General features: G+C 48.1%; 18 protein-coding genes and 1 riboswitch. Of the genes, 15 read left to right on the top strand and 3 right to left on the bottom strand.

The window, feature by feature from the left end:
• The first annotated feature begins 105 nt into the window (after positions 1 to 105).
• Genes moaA through LG211_RS13865 form a run of 4 tightly spaced genes read left to right on the top strand, consistent with a single transcriptional unit; the run spans position 106 to position 2,496 of the window.
• Complete coding sequence (moaA, locus tag LG211_RS13880; RefSeq protein WP_269477815.1) at positions 106 to 1,059, top strand: GTP 3',8-cyclase MoaA; 954 nt, start codon at positions 106 to 108, stop codon at positions 1,057 to 1,059.
• A 2-nt stretch (positions 1,060 to 1,061) separates the two neighbouring features.
• The gene (gene moaC, locus LG211_RS13875) at positions 1,062 to 1,544 is read left to right on the top strand and encodes a cyclic pyranopterin monophosphate synthase MoaC (RefSeq protein WP_269477814.1); all 483 of its coding nucleotides are present in this window, start codon (positions 1,062 to 1,064) and stop codon (positions 1,542 to 1,544) included.
• A complete protein-coding gene (locus LG211_RS13870; protein WP_269477813.1) occupies positions 1,545 to 2,072 on the top strand; it encodes a MogA/MoaB family molybdenum cofactor biosynthesis protein in 528 nt (175 codons plus the stop codon). It abuts the gene before it with no gap.
• Positions 2,065 to 2,496 carry an MOSC domain-containing protein gene (locus tag LG211_RS13865; RefSeq protein ID WP_269477812.1) on the top strand — a complete coding sequence of 144 codons (432 nt, stop codon included), beginning with the start codon at positions 2,065 to 2,067 and terminating at the stop codon, positions 2,494 to 2,496. Before LG211_RS13870 ends, LG211_RS13865 begins: the two co-directional genes overlap by 8 nt.
• On the opposite strand, the gene LG211_RS13860 is transcribed toward LG211_RS13865, so the two are convergent.
• Both LG211_RS13860 and LG211_RS13855 read right to left on the bottom strand, forming a co-directional pair.
• Positions 2,483 to 3,235, bottom strand: a complete 753-nt coding sequence (locus LG211_RS13860) for a Rossmann-like domain-containing protein (RefSeq protein WP_148397580.1) — start codon at positions 3,233 to 3,235, stop codon at positions 2,483 to 2,485. The genes LG211_RS13865 and LG211_RS13860 overlap by 14 nt on opposite strands.
• 32 nt (positions 3,236 to 3,267) lie before the next feature.
• A complete protein-coding gene (locus LG211_RS13855) occupies positions 3,268 to 4,047 on the bottom strand; it encodes a hypothetical protein (RefSeq protein ID WP_269477811.1) in 780 nt (259 codons plus the stop codon).
• Between the two features lie 218 nt (positions 4,048 to 4,265).
• Between LG211_RS13855 and LG211_RS13850 the strand changes: the two genes are divergently transcribed.
• The 9 genes from LG211_RS13850 to ribH all read left to right on the top strand — a co-directional run bounded on the left by LG211_RS13850 (position 4,266) and on the right by ribH (position 12,582).
• Positions 4,266 to 5,129: a phosphate ABC transporter substrate-binding protein gene (locus tag LG211_RS13850; RefSeq protein WP_148397578.1), complete on the top strand. Its 864-nt coding sequence runs from the start codon at positions 4,266 to 4,268 to the stop codon at positions 5,127 to 5,129.
• A gap of 13 nt (positions 5,130 to 5,142) precedes the next feature.
• Positions 5,143 to 6,033: a phosphate ABC transporter permease subunit PstC gene (gene pstC / locus LG211_RS13845; protein WP_269477810.1), complete on the top strand. Its 891-nt coding sequence runs from the start codon at positions 5,143 to 5,145 to the stop codon at positions 6,031 to 6,033.
• Entirely contained in the window at positions 6,030 to 6,854 is an 825-nt protein-coding gene (gene pstA, locus LG211_RS13840; protein WP_148397576.1) for a phosphate ABC transporter permease PstA, read from the top strand. Before pstC ends, pstA begins: the two co-directional genes overlap by 4 nt.
• 3 nt (positions 6,855 to 6,857) lie before the next feature.
• The gene (gene pstB / locus LG211_RS13835; RefSeq protein WP_148397575.1) at positions 6,858 to 7,622 is read left to right on the top strand and encodes a phosphate ABC transporter ATP-binding protein PstB; all 765 of its coding nucleotides are present in this window, start codon (positions 6,858 to 6,860) and stop codon (positions 7,620 to 7,622) included.
• Positions 7,623 to 7,633: 11 nt separating this feature from the next.
• A complete protein-coding gene (gene phoU, locus LG211_RS13830; RefSeq protein WP_269477809.1) occupies positions 7,634 to 8,287 on the top strand; it encodes a phosphate signaling complex protein PhoU in 654 nt (217 codons plus the stop codon).
• A 553-nt stretch (positions 8,288 to 8,840) separates the two neighbouring features.
• A riboswitch (FMN riboswitch) is annotated at positions 8,841 to 8,956 on the top strand.
• Between the two features lie 213 nt (positions 8,957 to 9,169).
• Positions 9,170 to 10,252, top strand: coding sequence for a bifunctional diaminohydroxyphosphoribosylaminopyrimidine deaminase/5-amino-6-(5-phosphoribosylamino)uracil reductase RibD (gene ribD / locus LG211_RS13825; protein ID WP_269477808.1), 1,083 nt, complete (start codon positions 9,170 to 9,172; stop codon positions 10,250 to 10,252).
• Positions 10,253 to 10,256: 4 nt separating this feature from the next.
• The gene (locus tag LG211_RS13820) at positions 10,257 to 10,892 is read left to right on the top strand and encodes a riboflavin synthase (RefSeq protein ID WP_269477807.1); all 636 of its coding nucleotides are present in this window, start codon (positions 10,257 to 10,259) and stop codon (positions 10,890 to 10,892) included.
• Between the two features lie 11 nt (positions 10,893 to 10,903).
• A complete protein-coding gene (locus LG211_RS13815) occupies positions 10,904 to 12,106 on the top strand; it encodes a bifunctional 3,4-dihydroxy-2-butanone-4-phosphate synthase/GTP cyclohydrolase II (protein WP_148397572.1) in 1,203 nt (400 codons plus the stop codon).
• 14 nt (positions 12,107 to 12,120) lie between these two features.
• Positions 12,121 to 12,582: a 6,7-dimethyl-8-ribityllumazine synthase gene (gene ribH / locus LG211_RS13810; protein WP_148397571.1), complete on the top strand. Its 462-nt coding sequence runs from the start codon at positions 12,121 to 12,123 to the stop codon at positions 12,580 to 12,582.
• Between the two features lie 2 nt (positions 12,583 to 12,584).
• Here the strand turns inward: ribH and LG211_RS13805 are convergent, their stop codons facing one another.
• Entirely contained in the window at positions 12,585 to 13,616 is a 1,032-nt protein-coding gene (locus LG211_RS13805; RefSeq protein WP_269477806.1) for a DUF2804 domain-containing protein, read from the bottom strand.
• Positions 13,617 to 13,739: 123 nt separating this feature from the next.
• Between LG211_RS13805 and LG211_RS13800 the strand changes: the two genes are divergently transcribed.
• Together LG211_RS13800 and LG211_RS13795 are read left to right on the top strand one after the other, a co-directional pair.
• Positions 13,740 to 14,564: a deoxyribonuclease IV gene (locus LG211_RS13800; RefSeq protein WP_269477805.1), complete on the top strand. Its 825-nt coding sequence runs from the start codon at positions 13,740 to 13,742 to the stop codon at positions 14,562 to 14,564.
• 46 nt (positions 14,565 to 14,610) lie between these two features.
• On the top strand, positions 14,611 to 16,455 hold the full coding sequence (locus tag LG211_RS13795) for an Ig-like domain-containing protein (RefSeq protein ID WP_269477804.1): 1,845 nt from the start codon (positions 14,611 to 14,613) through the stop codon (positions 16,453 to 16,455).
• Positions 16,456 to 16,467: the final 12 nt, after the last annotated feature.

Here is a 16,467-nt window from a genome sequence, read left to right as displayed (position 1 = left end):
GAAAGACAGCTCAGGGGCGGTACAAACGGCGAATTTGTGGTATAATCATTTGCAGCGGCCCTTTGCGGGCGCTTGCTAATTCTAGTAAAAATCAAGAGGATATACATGAAAGATCAATATAACAGAGATATTAATTATATGCGGGTATCCGTCACGGAGCTGTGCAATTTGAGATGCCGGTACTGCATGCCGGAGGAAGGGATTGCGAAAAAAGCCCACGAAGAGATGATGACGGCCGAAGAAACTATCATGGCGGTCTCGGCGGCGGCCAGGCTGGGAATTCGTAAAATTCGCATCACCGGAGGAGAACCCCTTGTCAAACGGGGGATTGTAAAGCTTTGCGGTGCTATTGCCGACATTCCTGGAATTGAAGAAGTCTGCATCACCACCAACGGTACCCTGCTTCCAAAATACGCTAAAGACTTGAAAGCTGCAGGGGTAGACCGTCTCAATATCAGTCTGGACACCCTCAACCCGGAAAAATACCATCATATTACCCGGCTCGGAGAATTGAGCGACGCTTTGGCTGGTTTGAAAGCCGCAGAGGATGTGGGATTTACCAATATTAAGATTAATAATGTGCTCATGGGCGGCTTTAACGATGATGAGACGGAGGATTTTGTCAATCTGACCAGGGAGCAGCCCATTGAAGTGCGCTTTATCGAGCTGATGCCCATCGGTGGAGGCATTGGATTTGACCGGGCCCAGTTTGTAAGCTGCGATACTGTTTTGGAAAAGGTTCCCCAGCTTCGTTCCCTCAATCGGGAAGAAGGCGTTGCACGTCTCTATGCCCTTCCCGGAGCGGCGGGGAGAGTCGGTTTGATCCGGCCGGTCAGCTGCGATTTCTGTGAAGGCTGCAACAAAATACGTTTGACAGCAGATGGAAAACTAAAACCTTGTCTTCACTCGGATCAGGAGATTTCTTTAAAAGGCTTGAACGAAGATCAGATGGAGGAAACGCTCCGCGGCGCAATCATGGACAAGCCGCAGAAGCGGGAAGAACTGGGCGCTGACAGCCCCAGCAAGGCCGGCAGAGACATGAATCAGATAGGAGGATAAGTATGGCGGATTTTTCACATTTTAACGAAGAAGGACGGGCTAAAATGGTGGATGTGGGCGGCAAAGACACGACCATCAGAACTGCGGTTGCCGCAGGAAGAGTCCTTGTTAATAAAGAATGCTTTGACCTGATTAAAAGCGGCGGTATGAAAAAAGGCGATGTGCTGGGAACCGCTCAAGTGGCCGGGATCATGGGAGCGAAAAGCACTTCTCAGATTATTCCTATGTGCCATCCGATTATGATAAACGGCGCCAACATTACCTTTTCTTTGAATGAAGAAGATTTGGCGATTGAAATTATGAGTGAAGTAAAATGCTCCGGCGTAACGGGCGTGGAGATGGAAGCCCTTTCAGCGGTTTCCATAGCAGCCCTGACTATTTACGACATGTGCAAAGCCGTTCAAAAGGATATGGTCATCGATCGGATTCATCTGCTGAGAAAGACCGGAGGCAAGAGCGGCGATTTTAGATGGGAGGATAGATAGATGGAATATACAGCGGCTGTAATTACCATGAGTGACAAAGGCTCACAGGGACTGCGCACAGACACCAGCGGCCCTGCTGTTTGTGAGATGTTGAAAGAGAATGGCTGGCAGGTGATGTATACCAGCATCATTCCTGATGATTTTGAAACGATTAAAGAGGAATTGATCAAATGTGCGGATGATCTTTCCGTTTGTCTGGTGATGACCACCGGCGGGACCGGATTTTCACCCAGAGATGTGACGCCGGAGGCCACCCATGCGGTAGCGGACCGTGAGGTGCGGGGTATCCCGGAAGCCATGCGGGCGGAGAGCATGAGGATTACCCCTATGGGCATGCTTTCCCGTGCAGAGGCAGGTCTGAGAGGGGGCACTCTCATCGTCAATCTGCCTGGCAGCGAAAAGGCGGCCAAAGAATGTCTGGCAGCGGTCATTAAACCCATCAAACATGGAATCGATGTGCTGAGAGGCCAGTCTCACGACTGTGCACAGATGCATAAAAAGGATAAGGAGGGCCATCACCATGGCTAAGATAAAGGCTGTTTGCATCAGCGAAAAAAAGGGAGAACAAAAACATCCGGTGGACAGGGTAGAACTCAAGATTGATCATGGGATCGAGGGCGACGCCCATGCGGGAAACTGGCATCGCCAGGTCAGCCTGCTGGCGGCCGAGAGTGTGGAGAAAGTCCAGAAAGCGTTGGATTTCCAACTGAAGAGCGGAGCTTTCGCGGAAAACATTCTTACAGAAGGCATTGAACTTTTTACATTGCCCATTGGGGCCAGACTGCAGATTGGCGGCGCGATCTGCGAGGTGACGCAGATCGGGAAAGAGTGCCATCAGGGCTGCGCCATTCGGGAGCTGGCCGGCGATTGCGTCATGCCCCGGGAAGGCATTTTTGTTAAAGTGCTACGAGAAGGAACTGTGAAAGCAGGAGACGAAATTAAAGTGATTTAGTGGAGTGCATTTCCTTTCGCAGCCGTACCCGCTGACCAAAATCCCCCATCTTCACATATCCCCGACCGATTTCCGCAGCCTGCTTGACAGGCAGATAGTTGGGCAGCAAGCCGGATAGCTCATCTGCTCCATATTGAAAGAGGACCGGGGACATGGGCGTGCTGGGGCCGAGAACAACTGCCCGCCCATGGGCAGACAACTGTAAAAGACGGGGAAGGGTCTTGTTGATAAACGCTGACCCGGTGATAAAGATAAAGTCCTGCTGCGGCAGGATAAATTCGCAGGCAGAATCGGGATAGTCATCGCCAGAGGGCTTGCGCTCCAGAACAGAAATAGAGGCAGCATTGGTCAGGAATCGTTCCAGATTGAAAAAATGACCAATGATCGCTGCCTTTTTGTTTTTTACTGCGCCGGCATAATCGAAAAAGGCGTTTTGGGTCTTTTCCATGCCAGGCACGGAAAGAGCGGCAGCCGGATGGTTGCAGTAGGCGTTGACAACCGCGGTTCCCGCGCTGGCTTTCAGGAAGTCCCAGGATTTGCACAGCTCAGCGGCAGATTGCATATCCACGCCGATTAAGCCGTCAAAAACCGGTAAAGAAAGTCCTCGCTCATTCACTGTTGCTGCAAATCCGCAGTAAGGTCCGGCGTAAACAATGGTCCAGGTTGGACCCACATGGATGTGATTGATTTTCACATCCTTTGGTATTGTCTCGATTAACTGATCATACAGCTGCCACATAACTTCAAAATCCTTTTTATCTATCGCAGATTCTATACTGTCATTTCCTGATACCCCTCAAAATCAGGGAAGTCAATGGTTAAATCGGTGTTAATGCTGACAAATTCCACGGTTGTCTTAAATTTCATAGCCACGGTTTCTTCATCCAGCTTTGCTTTCAGGGAAAAATCCACATCGATCTTTTTCGCCATATCGTTTTTGTCAGCCGTAACGGATATGTTCGCCTTGTCAAAGGTCAGCTTTCCGTCTGCATCGGTAATCCCTTCTGCCCCTGATACGTTTTTGGCCATATAGTCCATGGCTTTCGTCGGATCCATGGTAAAGTTATAGACCGTGTCCTCTCCATCCCGGCTAACCTTCAAATCTGAAATCATTTCCTCTGTAATGGATAACAATTCATCAGTATCCACCTTCATCATGGCACCCATTTCATTGGATGTATCCGTTTTCACTTTTTGTCCCATGAATTCCGTATAAAGAGCCTTATCCTTCATATACATGGTGCCGCTCATATCGGTACCGGCCATGTTCATTTTATACTTCATTTCCATCTGGATATCGTCTTTGGCCTTTTTGATCTCCTTTGCGGTCCCGCTCACGGTCATGTTATAGTCGCCGTCCCTGGAGGGAATGGCCGTTTCCATATTCACCTTAAATTCCGCATCTTTTATCTGCTCCATGTTCTTTTGCACAGTCATAAAAGAATCAAAATCGCTCTTTTCTTTGTCAGCAGTTTCTGTATCGCTGCCGCAAGCGGCAAGTGAAAAAACGATCAGCAGCGCAGATAATAAGCACAAACATTTCTTTTTCATCATGAACTCCTTTCAAATACAGGATCTTGTTGATTGATTATACCATAATCCGGCTCTTAACAAAATCCCTCAAAACAATCTCATTTTTTACAGCCATTTAACATAATTAACCCAAATCTAACGCTTTTCTTAAAATAGGTTTAACAAAAGCCGGTTAAACTAAACTTGTGAAAAAGAAAAGATGAAAGAAAAAATAAAAAGAAAGAAGGACGAAGATCATGAAAAAGAAAGTATTGACAGGTTTGCTTGCTGCAACTGTACTCATCGCATCACTGGGAATGGCAGGATGCGGAAGCGGCGGAGACGAAAAGGATGCTGCTGCCAATAAAGGAAGTGTGGTAATTGCTGGATCCACTTCCGTTCAGCCCCTTTCAGAAGCAATGGCGGAAGTTTATATGGACAGTAATCCAGATGTAACCGTTGAGGTACAAGGCGGCGGTTCAGGACAGGGCATCAAATCCATCGAAGAAAAAATCGCCGATATTGGTTCTCTTTCAAGAGAAGTAAAAGATGAAGAAAAAGCTTCTGTAGCAGAGGAAGTGGTAATCGCAAAAGACGGTGTGGCAGTGGTGGTCAACAAGGAGGTAAAAACTGATGACCTGACGCTGGAACAGATCAAGAATATCTATACAGGAAAGATTACCAACTGGAAGGATGTAGGCGGAGACGACAAACCGATTACCGTCGTATCCCGAGAAGAAGGTTCTGGAACAAGAGGCGCTTTTACCGAAATTACCGGTGTGCTTGAAAAGGATGACGCAGGAAAGGAATCCGACAAGACCACAAAGGATGCACTGGTTCAGCCTTCGACAGGAGCTGTCAAGAAAACGGTTGCCAGCACCCCAGATTCCATCGGATACGTATCCTTAGGTGCGCTGGATGATAGTATAAAAACAATTAAGGTTGAAGGTACCGAAGCTACGGTTGATAATGTATTGTCCGGCGATTACAAAATCCAGAGACCCTTCGTATATGTTGTAAACAGCGAAATGAGCGATGCGGCCAAAGCCTTCATCGACTTTGCCAAGGGCGCGGAAGGGCAGAAAATCGTAGAGGAAAACGGATTCATCCCTGTAAACTAAAAAAGGTTTAATCATGAAGACGAGAGAAAAAGCGATTGAAAAAGTAATTCTGATTTGTGCAGCGGTCTCTACCCTGGCCGTTGCACTTATCACAATTTTTATCTTCAGTTCAGGGATTCCGGTACTAAAGAACTACGGACTGTTCAACTTTATCTTTGGCCACAGCTGGAGGCCGACAAACGGCGAATATGGTATTTTGCCGCTGATCGCAGGAACCTTGGGCGTTACGCTGGGCGCTCTCATAATTGGTATCCCAACTGGCCTGGGCTGCGCCGTGTTTCTTGCGGAAATGCTGAAAAAGCGGCCGGCAAAATGGTTTAAATCAGCCATTGAGCTGCTGGCCGGGATTCCCTCCGTTGTATACGGATTCTTTGGATTGGCGGTCATCGTACCTGCGATTCGGCAATATATTCTGCCTTTGGTGCAGAAAGTAAACCCGGAAGCGGCCAGCAGCGGGTTTAGTGTTCTCGCAGGAGCAATTATTCTAGCAATTATGATTCTTCCCACCATTGTCAGCATTTCGGAAAATTCCATATCCGCCGTACCGGTCGAGTTTCGGGAAGCTTCCCTGGCTCTGGGCGCGGACAAAAGGGAAACCATTACCAAAGTAATTCTTCCGGCGGCAAAATCAGGTATTTTTTCCTCCATTATTTTGGCTATGGGAAGAGCAATCGGCGAGACTATGGCCGTGCTCCTGATTACAGGAAACATGGCGCAGATTCCGGGAAGCCCGCTGGATCCGGCCGCTACGCTGACAGGCACAATCGCCATGGAGATGTCGTATGCCACTCCGGAGCATCAGAGCGCGCTGTTCGCCATCGGTATCATTCTCTTTGTAATTATTGTAATACTCAATTCCATCGCCCAGGCGATTATGAGAAAGTTTGGGGGTATGACGGCATGAGCAAACGGATAAAAAGTAAAGGCTATTTCGGCCTGGTAGGCCTGGTAGCTGCCATAACCCTGGGGGTTTTGATCCTCATTATTGGATTTATCCTCATAAGAGGAATCCCAAGTATATCGCTGGAGTTCCTGACGGACTCTCCTAAACGGATGGGCAAAGAGGGCGGAATCTTTCCCGTTATCATCGGGACTTTGTACGTGACTCTGGTGTCCGTCATCATCGCTACGCCCATTGGAGTGGCGGCAGCGATCTACTTTTCGGAATACGCGAAGAAGGGAAGGCTCATAAACATAATTAGATTCTTTACAGAGGTCTTGGCTGGAATACCATCAGTCATATTTGGTCTCTTCGGCTTTGCTTTCTTCGTTGTATTTTTAGGAATGGGCTGGTCGGTTATTTCCGGCGGCCTGACCTTATCCATGATGATTCTTCCCACGCTGATCCGATCAACGGAAGAATCGCTGAAAACAGTACCGGTCTCTTACCGGGAAGGCAGTCTGGCTCTGGGCGCCACTAAATGGGAAACGGTCAAAAAAATTGTGCTGCCCTGCTGTAAGTCGGGGGTTTTGACGGGTTTGATCCTGGGCATCGGCAGAGCCATCGGAGAGACTGCTGCTGTTATGCTGACAGTGGGCGGATCCTTAAAGCTTCCCGTATCGATTTTTGATTCCACAAGAACGATGGCGGTTCACTTATACACCCTGGCTTCCGAAGGGCTGTCGGATAAAAACACGTATGCCACTGCGGCGCTGCTTATCATTCTGGTACTGATCATCAATACACTTGCAGGCTATATCAGCGGCAAGCTGGCGAAGGAGTAAGAAATGACGGATAAAGAAAAAACCTTTCAAGTAAAGGATCTGGATTTATATTATGGAACCTTTCAGGCTCTGAAAAAAATTAATATTGATATATACGAAAAGGATATCACAGCATTGATTGGACCCTCCGGATGCGGCAAGTCCACCTTCCTGCGAACCTTGAACCGAATGAACGATCTGGTGGAGGGATGCAGGATCGAAGGAAGCGTCCTCTTTGACGGCGAGGATATCTACGATAAAGATTATGATCTGATTAATCTGCGAAAACGGGCGGGGATGGTGTTTCAAAAACCCAATCCTTTTCCCAAGACCATTTATGAAAACATTACCTACGGGCCCAAAATTCATGGAGAAAAAAACAAGAGCAAGCTGGACGAAATCGTCGAACGTACGCTGCGCGAGGTAGGGCTTTGGGAAGAAGTAAAGGACCGGCTGGGCAAATCGGCGATCGGCCTTTCTGGCGGCCAGCAGCAAAGGCTTTGTATCGCCAGATGCCTGTCGGTGGAACCGGAGGTGATCCTTATGGATGAACCTACCTCGGCGCTGGATCCGGTGGCTACAACTAAGATCGAGGCTTTGATTCAGGAGCTGGCATCCAAGTATTCGATTATCATCGTCACCCATAACATGCAGCAGGCGGCTAGAATCTCCAACCGGACAGCCTTCTTCCTGACGGGTGAAATTATGGAAATTGATGATACGGAAAAAATCTTTACTAACCCATCCAATTCAAAGACAGAAGAATATATAACCGGAAGATTCGGTTAAAGGAGGAATTTATGACACCGAGACCTAAAATGGACCAGGAACTAATTGCGATTAACGATAAGGTAACAGAAATGACCGAAGAAATCGAACAGGCCATTGTCGATTCGCTGAGAGCGATTAAAGAGAAAGATATGGATTTGGCCAGAGCCATTATTGACAACGATGAGAAGATCGATGATATGGATGATGAGATTAACGAAATGTGCTATCTTTTCCTGGCTACCCAGCAGCCTTTGGCCGGCGATCTGCGTTACTGTATCTCCATTATGAAGATGGTAACCGATCTGGAGCGGATCGGCGATCACTGCGAGGACCTGGCCAAGTATGCGATCCGTATGGAAAATGAGGAATACTACAAAGAACTGATCGATTTGCCAAGGATGGCGGAGATGGCCGCAGGCATGGTAAAAAACGCTATTCGCGCCTTTCTGGAGCGGGATCTCAAGCTGGCCCGCAAGGTTTGGAAAGCGGATGAAGAGGTGGATGAGCTGTTTCGCGACGTATACGAAGAACAGATCGGAATTGCAGCCACTGATTCCAAAAACGCCCGTCTTTCCATTATGTTTGCCTTTGTTGCCGCCCATCTGGAGCGCATTGCTGATTATGCGACAAACATCTGCGAGGAGACCGTGTTTTCCTTGGAAGGCGCTTATGCGATGGAATAGAATGTAGGCTGACTTATTCGCGGCGGCAATCCTCTTACACTAATTTTGTATTATTGAATGAAATTAGTGTATTTTTTAACGTTTCCAGCGGGTAAATTTTGCCAAATCTGCTTTGAGTTCCGATTTTTACTGATTTTGCTCTCTGCAACGCACAACTTTTACACCATTTTACACAAAAATACGGCGTTTTTATAATGGTAAATCTATTCTATGCATGACTGGTTTGCAATTAACCCCGCGCCCTTCCTTCCAGCCTGCGATTTGTTCAATCCTGGATTTTTGTAAAAAAACATTGACAAAATATGGCTGGGGGGGGGGGGGTATACTTATTTTAGAAGTATGGATCGCCAAAAAAATTTGGTGCTGCCGTGAGGCGAAAAATACAGAAAATGTGAGGCAGCGCTTATGTGTGTATTGTGATGAAAACGATGTGCGGCCGGTGCCTGCCGGCCCGGCTGTGCGGAGTTGAATCGCCCCCCCCTTTCTGGCGGCACAGAAAATTTTTTTCTTGACAATACGGTCAGAAGGTCTATAATAAAAAATGAATTGAATAACAAGTCTTCGGGGTTTGGTGAAATTCCATACCGGCGGTACAGCCCGCGAGCGCCCAGCGCATGAACCGGTGAGATTCCGGTGCCGACAGTAAAGTCTGGATGAGAGAAGATGAAAGAGCTCTTTTGCTATGTAAATTTACCCTGAGAAATTTTCTCAGGGTTTTTGTTTAAGATAATCGGTGCCGCACGCACTGGTAAAAATCTGTACGGCAAAGGATAATCGGCATCAAAGAACGTGCCGGGATTCAGCAAAAGATAGGAATGCTGATTATAAAACAAAACTCCGAATTTGATTTCGGGGTTTTCTGTGTTTTTGGGAGGGATGAAGATGACAAAAGAAGAATATATGCGTTATGCATTAAACCTGGCGGAGCAGAGCAGAGGAAGGACCTCGCCCAACCCGCTGGTGGGAGCCGTAATCGTAAAAGGCGGCCGGATCATCGGAGAAGGCTGGCATAAGAAATACGGCGGGAACCACGCAGAGATCAATGCCTTTGAAGATGCGGCCAGGGCAGGCCACGACGTTCAGGGCGCGGAAATGTACGTAACCCTGGAGCCGTGCTCCCATTACGGCAAGACGCCGCCATGCGCCAGGGCCATCATTGAAAAGAAGGTTAAAAAGGTTTATATAGGCATGGAGGATCCCAATCCGCTGGTGGCAGGACAAGGAATCAAGATGATGGAGGATGCGGGAATCCAGGTAGAATCCGGTATTCTGGAGAAGGAGTGCAGGAGCCTCAACGAAATTTTTCTCAAATATATTATGGAGAAAAGACCGTTTGTTGTAATGAAAACAGCCATGACACTGGACGGCAAGATTGCGGCGCGAACGGGAGATTCCAAATGGGTCAGCGGCGAAGAATCCCGCAGTCTGGTGCAAGAGATGCGTAATAGCCTCACAGGAATCATGGTAGGAATCGGGACGGTGCTTGCCGACGATCCCAGGCTGACCTGCCGCAAAGAAGGCGGCCGGGATCCGGTACGCATCATCGTTGACAGCCATTTGAAGATACCCCTTTCAGCCAAGGTCCTGCAAGATGATAATTACATCCTGGCGGCCACGTCAGATTGCGACCCGGAAAAAAAGAAACGATTAGGTGATCGAGTATTGCTTACCAAGAGCAGAGACGGACAGGTGGATTTGGATGATTTGATGATGCAGCTGGGAAAGCGGGGAATCGACAGCATCTTGCTGGAAGGGGGCGGCAGGCTCAATGAATCGGCATTGAAAGCCGGTATCGTGGATCGGGTTATTTTCTTTATCGCACCGAAAATAATCGGCGGAAAAGATGCGCCGACGCCGGTGGAAGGTGAAGGCCTGGCCCGCATGGATGAAGCCATATCATTGGATAACGTCCAGTTTGAAAAAATAGGCGAAGATTTGATGATTCAAGCCATACCAAAGAGGTGAGAACATGTTTACAGGAATCATAGAGGAGATCGGCTGTCTGATGGAGAGCCGGCAGGGAAGCCTGCGGATCCGGGCAAAGAAGGTCCTGGAGGACGTCCATCTGGGGGACAGCATCGCAGTCAACGGAGTCTGTCTGACCGTTACCGGATTTGATGCGGCTTCCTTTTCCGTGGACGTTATGGCGGAAACCTTGCGCCGCAGCAACCTGGGAGGGTTGTCAACTGGCAGCAGGGTCAACCTGGAACGGGCCATGGCTGCGGACGGCCGTTTTGGCGGACACATCGTCAGCGGGCATATCGACGACACCGGAACGATAACACGCCTGGAGCAAGAAGGGAATGCCGTATGGGTTACGGTTTCGTGCAGGAAAGAGCTGCTCCGCTACATTGCGGAAAAAGGTTCAATAACCATTGACGGCATCAGCTTAACCGTAGCCAGTCTTTGGGAGCATGGGTTTCAAGTTTCCATTATTCCCCATACGGGATCGGAAACCACCCTGCTGGAGAAAAAAACAGGCGATTTGGTTAACCTGGAGACTGATCTCATAGCAAAATATATCGAAAGACTCATGCAGCCCGCCGCAGCAGAACCGGCAAAGAGCAGCATTGATCTGGAGTTTTTACAGAAAAATGGATTTTAGGAGGATAAAAAATGAGCAACTTTGGAACGATTGAGCAAGCATTAGAGGATTTGAAAAACGGCAAGATCATTGTATGTACCGATGATCCGGACAGGGAAAACGAAGGCGATTTTATCTGTGCGGCTGAGTTTGCAACGCCGGAAAACGTGAATTTTATGGCCTGCTATGGGAAAGGGCTGATCTGCATGCCCATGAGCGGACAAATGACACAAAAGCTGGGCCTGGCACAGATGGTCGACAATAACACGGATAACCATGCGACAGCTTTTACGGTTTCCATCGACCATGTGGATACCACCACCGGCATTTCCGCCCATGAACGATCTGTTACCGCCATGAAATGTGCAGCGGACCGGGTACAGCCGTGCGACTTCCGCCGTCCGGGGCATATGTTCCCATTGGAGGCCAAGTCCAAAGGTGTTCTGGAAAGGGAAGGCCATACGGAAGCAACCGTTGATCTGATGCGCCTGGCCGGCCTCAAAGAATGCGGCCTATGCTGTGAAATCATGCGGGAAGATGGAACCATGATGCGGAGGACCGAGCTCATGAAACTGGCCAGAGAGCACGGTATGACCTTTATTACCATCAAAGACTTAATCGCCTACCGAAAGCGCCATGATAAAATTATGGAACGGGTTGTAGAAGCCGATTTCCCGACCAAATACGGACAGTTTCGCATCTATGGCTATATTAACAAGCTCAACGGGGAGCATCATGTAGCTATGACCATGGGCGATGTGGAAAACGGCGATCCGGTACTGGTACGCGTTCATTCCGAATGTTTGACTGGAGATGCGCTTGGCAGCGCCAGGTGCGACTGCGGCGACCAGTACGATGCGGCGATGCGGATGATCGCCCAGGAAGGCCGGGGAATCATGGTCTACCTGCGGCAGGAAGGCCGGGGCATCGGTCTTATCAATAAGCTGAAAGCCTATGCGCTCCAGGACCAGGGAATGGACACGGTGGACGCCAACATCGCTCTGGGCTTTGACGCGGACCTGCGTGACTACACAGTGGGAGCACAGATTTTGGAAGACCTGGGTGCCACCACCCTCCGTGTTATGACCAACAACCCGGATAAAATAAGCGGCCTTGAAAGCTACGGCATCGATGTGGTGCAGCGGGTGCCCATTGAGACAAAGATCAAGCCGGAAAGTGAATTCTACATGCAGACCAAGAAAGAAAAGATGGGCCACGTGCTCCATTCATGTTAAGGAGGTAAAGGAAAGTGAAAGTTTTAGAAGGAAATTTAATCGCACAAGGACTGAAGATTGGAATTGTTGCAGGCAGGTTTAATGAGTTCATCGGCAGCAAGCTGCTGTCAGGGGCAATCGATACCCTGAAGCGCCATGGAATGGATGAAGATGCCATCAGTGTGGCCTGGGTTCCGGGGGCCTTTGAGATTCCGCTGATTGCCAAGAAAATGGCAAAGAGCGGAAAGTATGACGCCGTCATCTGTCTGGGCGCTGTCATTCGCGGAGCAACCGCCCATTTTGAATATGTAAGCGCGGAGGTGTCCAAAGGAATCGCATCCGTAGGGCTGGACAGCGAGATTCCGGTGATCTTTGGAGTACTCACTGTGGATTCCATCGAGCAGGCTATTGAACGGGCAGGAACCAAGGCCGGAAACAAAGGCAGCGAAGCCGCAGCTGCTGCCATCGAAATGGTCAATCTGATCAAAGAAATCTAATGCTACCATTTATTGAAGACTTTCTCGGCAAATCCGAGGAAGTCTTTTATTGTCAGAACCGTTCCGTCATCGAGAACGACTCGCCCGGTGTACAACCCGAATACCTGGTGCTGATCGCTGCACAGAATTCCCAGATTGGTCTTAGCTGCCCGGTCGATAATGGGATGGAAGATCATTTTAAAACGATCGTCATCGCTGGTAAAAAACCAGGGCTCCAGGTAATTGTCCACCCCGTTTAATGTGGGAATGTTAAAGGTCACACGGGACAGCTTGTGGGCTTTATGCCCATAAAAGAGCATGTTTTCCGTGGCCTCCGAATCATCGCCAAAGCCGCAGCCGATGTTAAAGCCGAAGGGTACTCCATCCAGCAGACCGGAGCTGCTTCCCCAGTACCAGGTGTTCTTATAAGTCCATACCCCGCGGCCCCAATCCAGAACGCCAAAAGATTCTTCCGGACGGAAAATATACGACTGATCACCCAGATTAACATAACCTTTCGCTGCCATGCAGTTTATTTTTTGATTGTAATAGAAGGCCAGGGGATCTTCCACAAAAGGCGTGGCAATGACCATCGAATCGCCGCCATGATCCTCCAGGGTAATTTCTCCATCCAGGGTTTTATGATCATAAAAATGATCCATATGGAATTTGAGAAAGCGCCGGTCCTTTTCTTTTCGAAAAGAAAGAAAATGGTTCTTGCAGAAGCTTTCCGTGTATCCGGTTTCCGATGTTTCCGGCATATGGGTGTGGCCCATGGGGAACAAACGCATAGGGCTTTTCGTATGCTGCCACGGCTTTCGAAAATCAATAAAAGAGATACTGTCCAGTCCCATATAGGAATTGTCAGCAATGGTCAAAGCCACGGCAAACTCCCGATTGGCAATCAGATAATAATCCCATTCTTTTATGCGAAATTTATTCGCTTTTATAGCGGAACGATCATAGTCTAATAGGAGACTCCTTGCAAACCCGGCTTCAGATAATGTTCCATTGGGCCGGAGCAGATCGTGTTTTCTCGTTATTTCATGCTGCATAATCCTTCTCCCTTTTTTCATCTTAGAATAGTATAAAACATTTTTGAACAGTTGGGAAGTAGTGGTTCGTTTTTCTGTGAATGTGGTATCATAGAAATATAGATTAAACAAAGGAGAATCAACATGTTAACGATAGGATGTCATTTATCAGCAGCGAAAGGTTATGAAAATATGGGAAAAGACGCCCTTAAGATCGGGGCCAATACCTTTGCTTTTTTTACGAGAAACCCTCGGGGCGGCAAGGCAAAAGCCATCGATCCGGCAGATGCGGATAAATTGCTTTTGATCATGAAGGAGCATAAATTCGGCAAGCTGGTGGCCCATGCGCCGTATACCCTCAACCCATGTTCCAAAGACCCGAAAGTGCGGAATTTTGCGTTCATGGCTATGAGTGAAGATATGCAGCGGATGGAGTATACGCCAGGAAACTATTACAATTTTCACCCCGGCAGCCATGTGGGTCAGGGTGTGGAAACAGGGATCCGCATGATCTCAGATTTACTAAATCGGATTCTCAAACCGGAGCAGAGCACGATTGTGCTGCTGGAAACGATGGCCGGTAAAGGCAGCGAGGTGGGAGGCAGATTTGAAGAGCTGGCGGCCATCATAGAGCGGGTAGAGTTAAAGGATAAGATCGGCGTTTGTATGGACTCCTGCCATGTCAGCGACGCCGGTTATGATATCATTCATGATTTGGACGGCGTACTTGAGGAATTTGATCGGATCATCGGGCTGGAGAAGCTGCATGCCATGCACATCAACGACAGTCAGAATCCCATAGGCGCTCATAAAGACCGTCATGCAAAGATTGGAGAAGGCCATCTGGGGCTGGAGACCATTTCCAAAATCGTCAAGCATCCTCAGCTTGCGGGCCTGCCCTTTATTCTAGAAACGCCCAATGAACTGGATGGATATGCGCGGGAGATTGCGATGCTGCGGGAAGCGTGATACAATAGAACTATCTCACAAAAGAAAGATATAAGAGGTAGCTCATATGCATCAAGAAATGGAAAAGACAAAATGGGTGCTGATCGTATGCATCATATTCGCTCTGATTTTGGAGCTGGCCGTACCCCAGGCAGCTTTTGCGGCATCAAAGAAAAAGGTTAAATCCGTATCCTTCACAAATGTGGGGACATATCTTACCTTAAAAAAGGGGCAGAAAAAGACATTGAAAGTATCGGTGAAACCGAAAAAAGCTAACAATAAAAAGGTGAAATTCAAGTCCAGTCGTCCGTCGGTCGTGTCTGTATCCAAAAAAGGCGTTATAAAAGCCAAAAGAAAGGGTACCGCATATATTACTGTAACGGCAAGAGACGGATCTAAGAAGCGGGACCGAGTTAAAGTGACCGTGGGGACAAAGGTATCCTCAGTAAAATATACAAACGTCACCAGTACCTATGTAATGAAAAAAGGAGCCAAGAAAACCTTTAAAGTTTCGATAAAGCCTTCCAATGCGAGCAATAAAAGAATTTCCTGGTCATCCAGTAAATCTTCAGTCGCGTCCGTATCGTCGAAAGGCGTTGTGAAAGCAAAGAAAAAGGGTACCGCATATATTACAGCAAAAGCGCGGGACGGATCGGGAAAATATGCCAGGTACAAAGTGATCGTAGGCACAAAGATCAGCAAGATATCCGTATCCGGTCAAAATTATATTGGAAAAGGCGGATCAAAAATAAAACTGACGGCCAAAGTGTCTCCCGGATCCGCGTCCTATAAATCCGTGACCTGGAAATCCAGCAATACATCTATTGCGAAAGTAAACTCTTCAGGGACCATTACCGGCGTCAGGGAAGGAACGGCTACGATAACCGCTTCAGCAAAGGACGGAACTGGAAAAAAGGGATCTTTTAAGATAAACGTTGTATTGCCTTCACAGAGTTCCGCAATGTTTGTCGGACACCGGGGATACAGCAGCATTGCTCCGGAAAATACAATCGCAGCTTTTAACGAAGCAGTAAGGTATAGCTTCGGCGGCATCGAATGCGATGTATGGCAGACAAAAGGAAACCCGCAGGAAACGCAAGAACAGGCTGAAAAAAAAGCTGCTTCAATTGCCAGAGCTACGCCCGAAGGACAAAATACCGTGCCTTATGCAGAAGATAAAACGGAGAAAACACCCCAGGCAGCCAAACTTCTGCAGGAAAATCAGAATAATGAGGGCGAAGGAGGAGAAGGCGGCGATAAAGAGCCTCCAAAAGAAATCCCAGGGCTCATGATCATGCACGATCAGAATCTTCTGAAGATGTGCGGCGTCAATAAACTCATTACCGACCTGACACCGCTGGAACTGAGCAACTATCCGATCAAAAACGGAACTAATATTCACAAGTATCAAACCCAGGTGATCCCATCCTATGGACAGTATTTGGAGACGTTTATCGGAAATGGAACCACCCCGGTTATCGAAATCAAAAGCAGAACTCCAAGGACTGCGGATACGGCTATCGACGAAACGGCAGCGGAAGAACTGCTCAAACAGCTGAAGCAGGCAGACCTGAAGAGAAACGTGGTGTTCCAGAGTTTCAATATCATTTCTTTGCAGCGGGTAATGGAGGCAGCCAAAAAGGAAGAGTACGCTGCTTTGGATCTGACCTTTCTTTACCTCACCAGCTCAGAAGCTGAGGTTGATAGCAGCGATTTGGAACAATACAGAGACCAGGGCATTTCCGGGATTTGTATAAACCGTAATCTTGCAACCCCTTCCATTATTCAAAATGCTAAGGCATATGGTTTGAAAGTGGGAGTATGGACCGTGGATGATACAACGCTGGCATATCGGCTGGCAGAGATTGATCATGTGGATTATGTCATATCTAATAAAAAAGTATTTAAGTAAAAGAAAGTCTGC

Source organism: Hominibacterium faecale (genome assembly GCF_020734085.1).
GTDB classification, from domain to species: Bacteria; Bacillota; Clostridia; order Peptostreptococcales; family Anaerovoracaceae; genus Hominibacterium; species Hominibacterium faecale.
The sequence above is the reverse complement of the archived record's forward strand: the minus strand, read 5'-3'. Positions and strand labels throughout refer to the sequence as shown.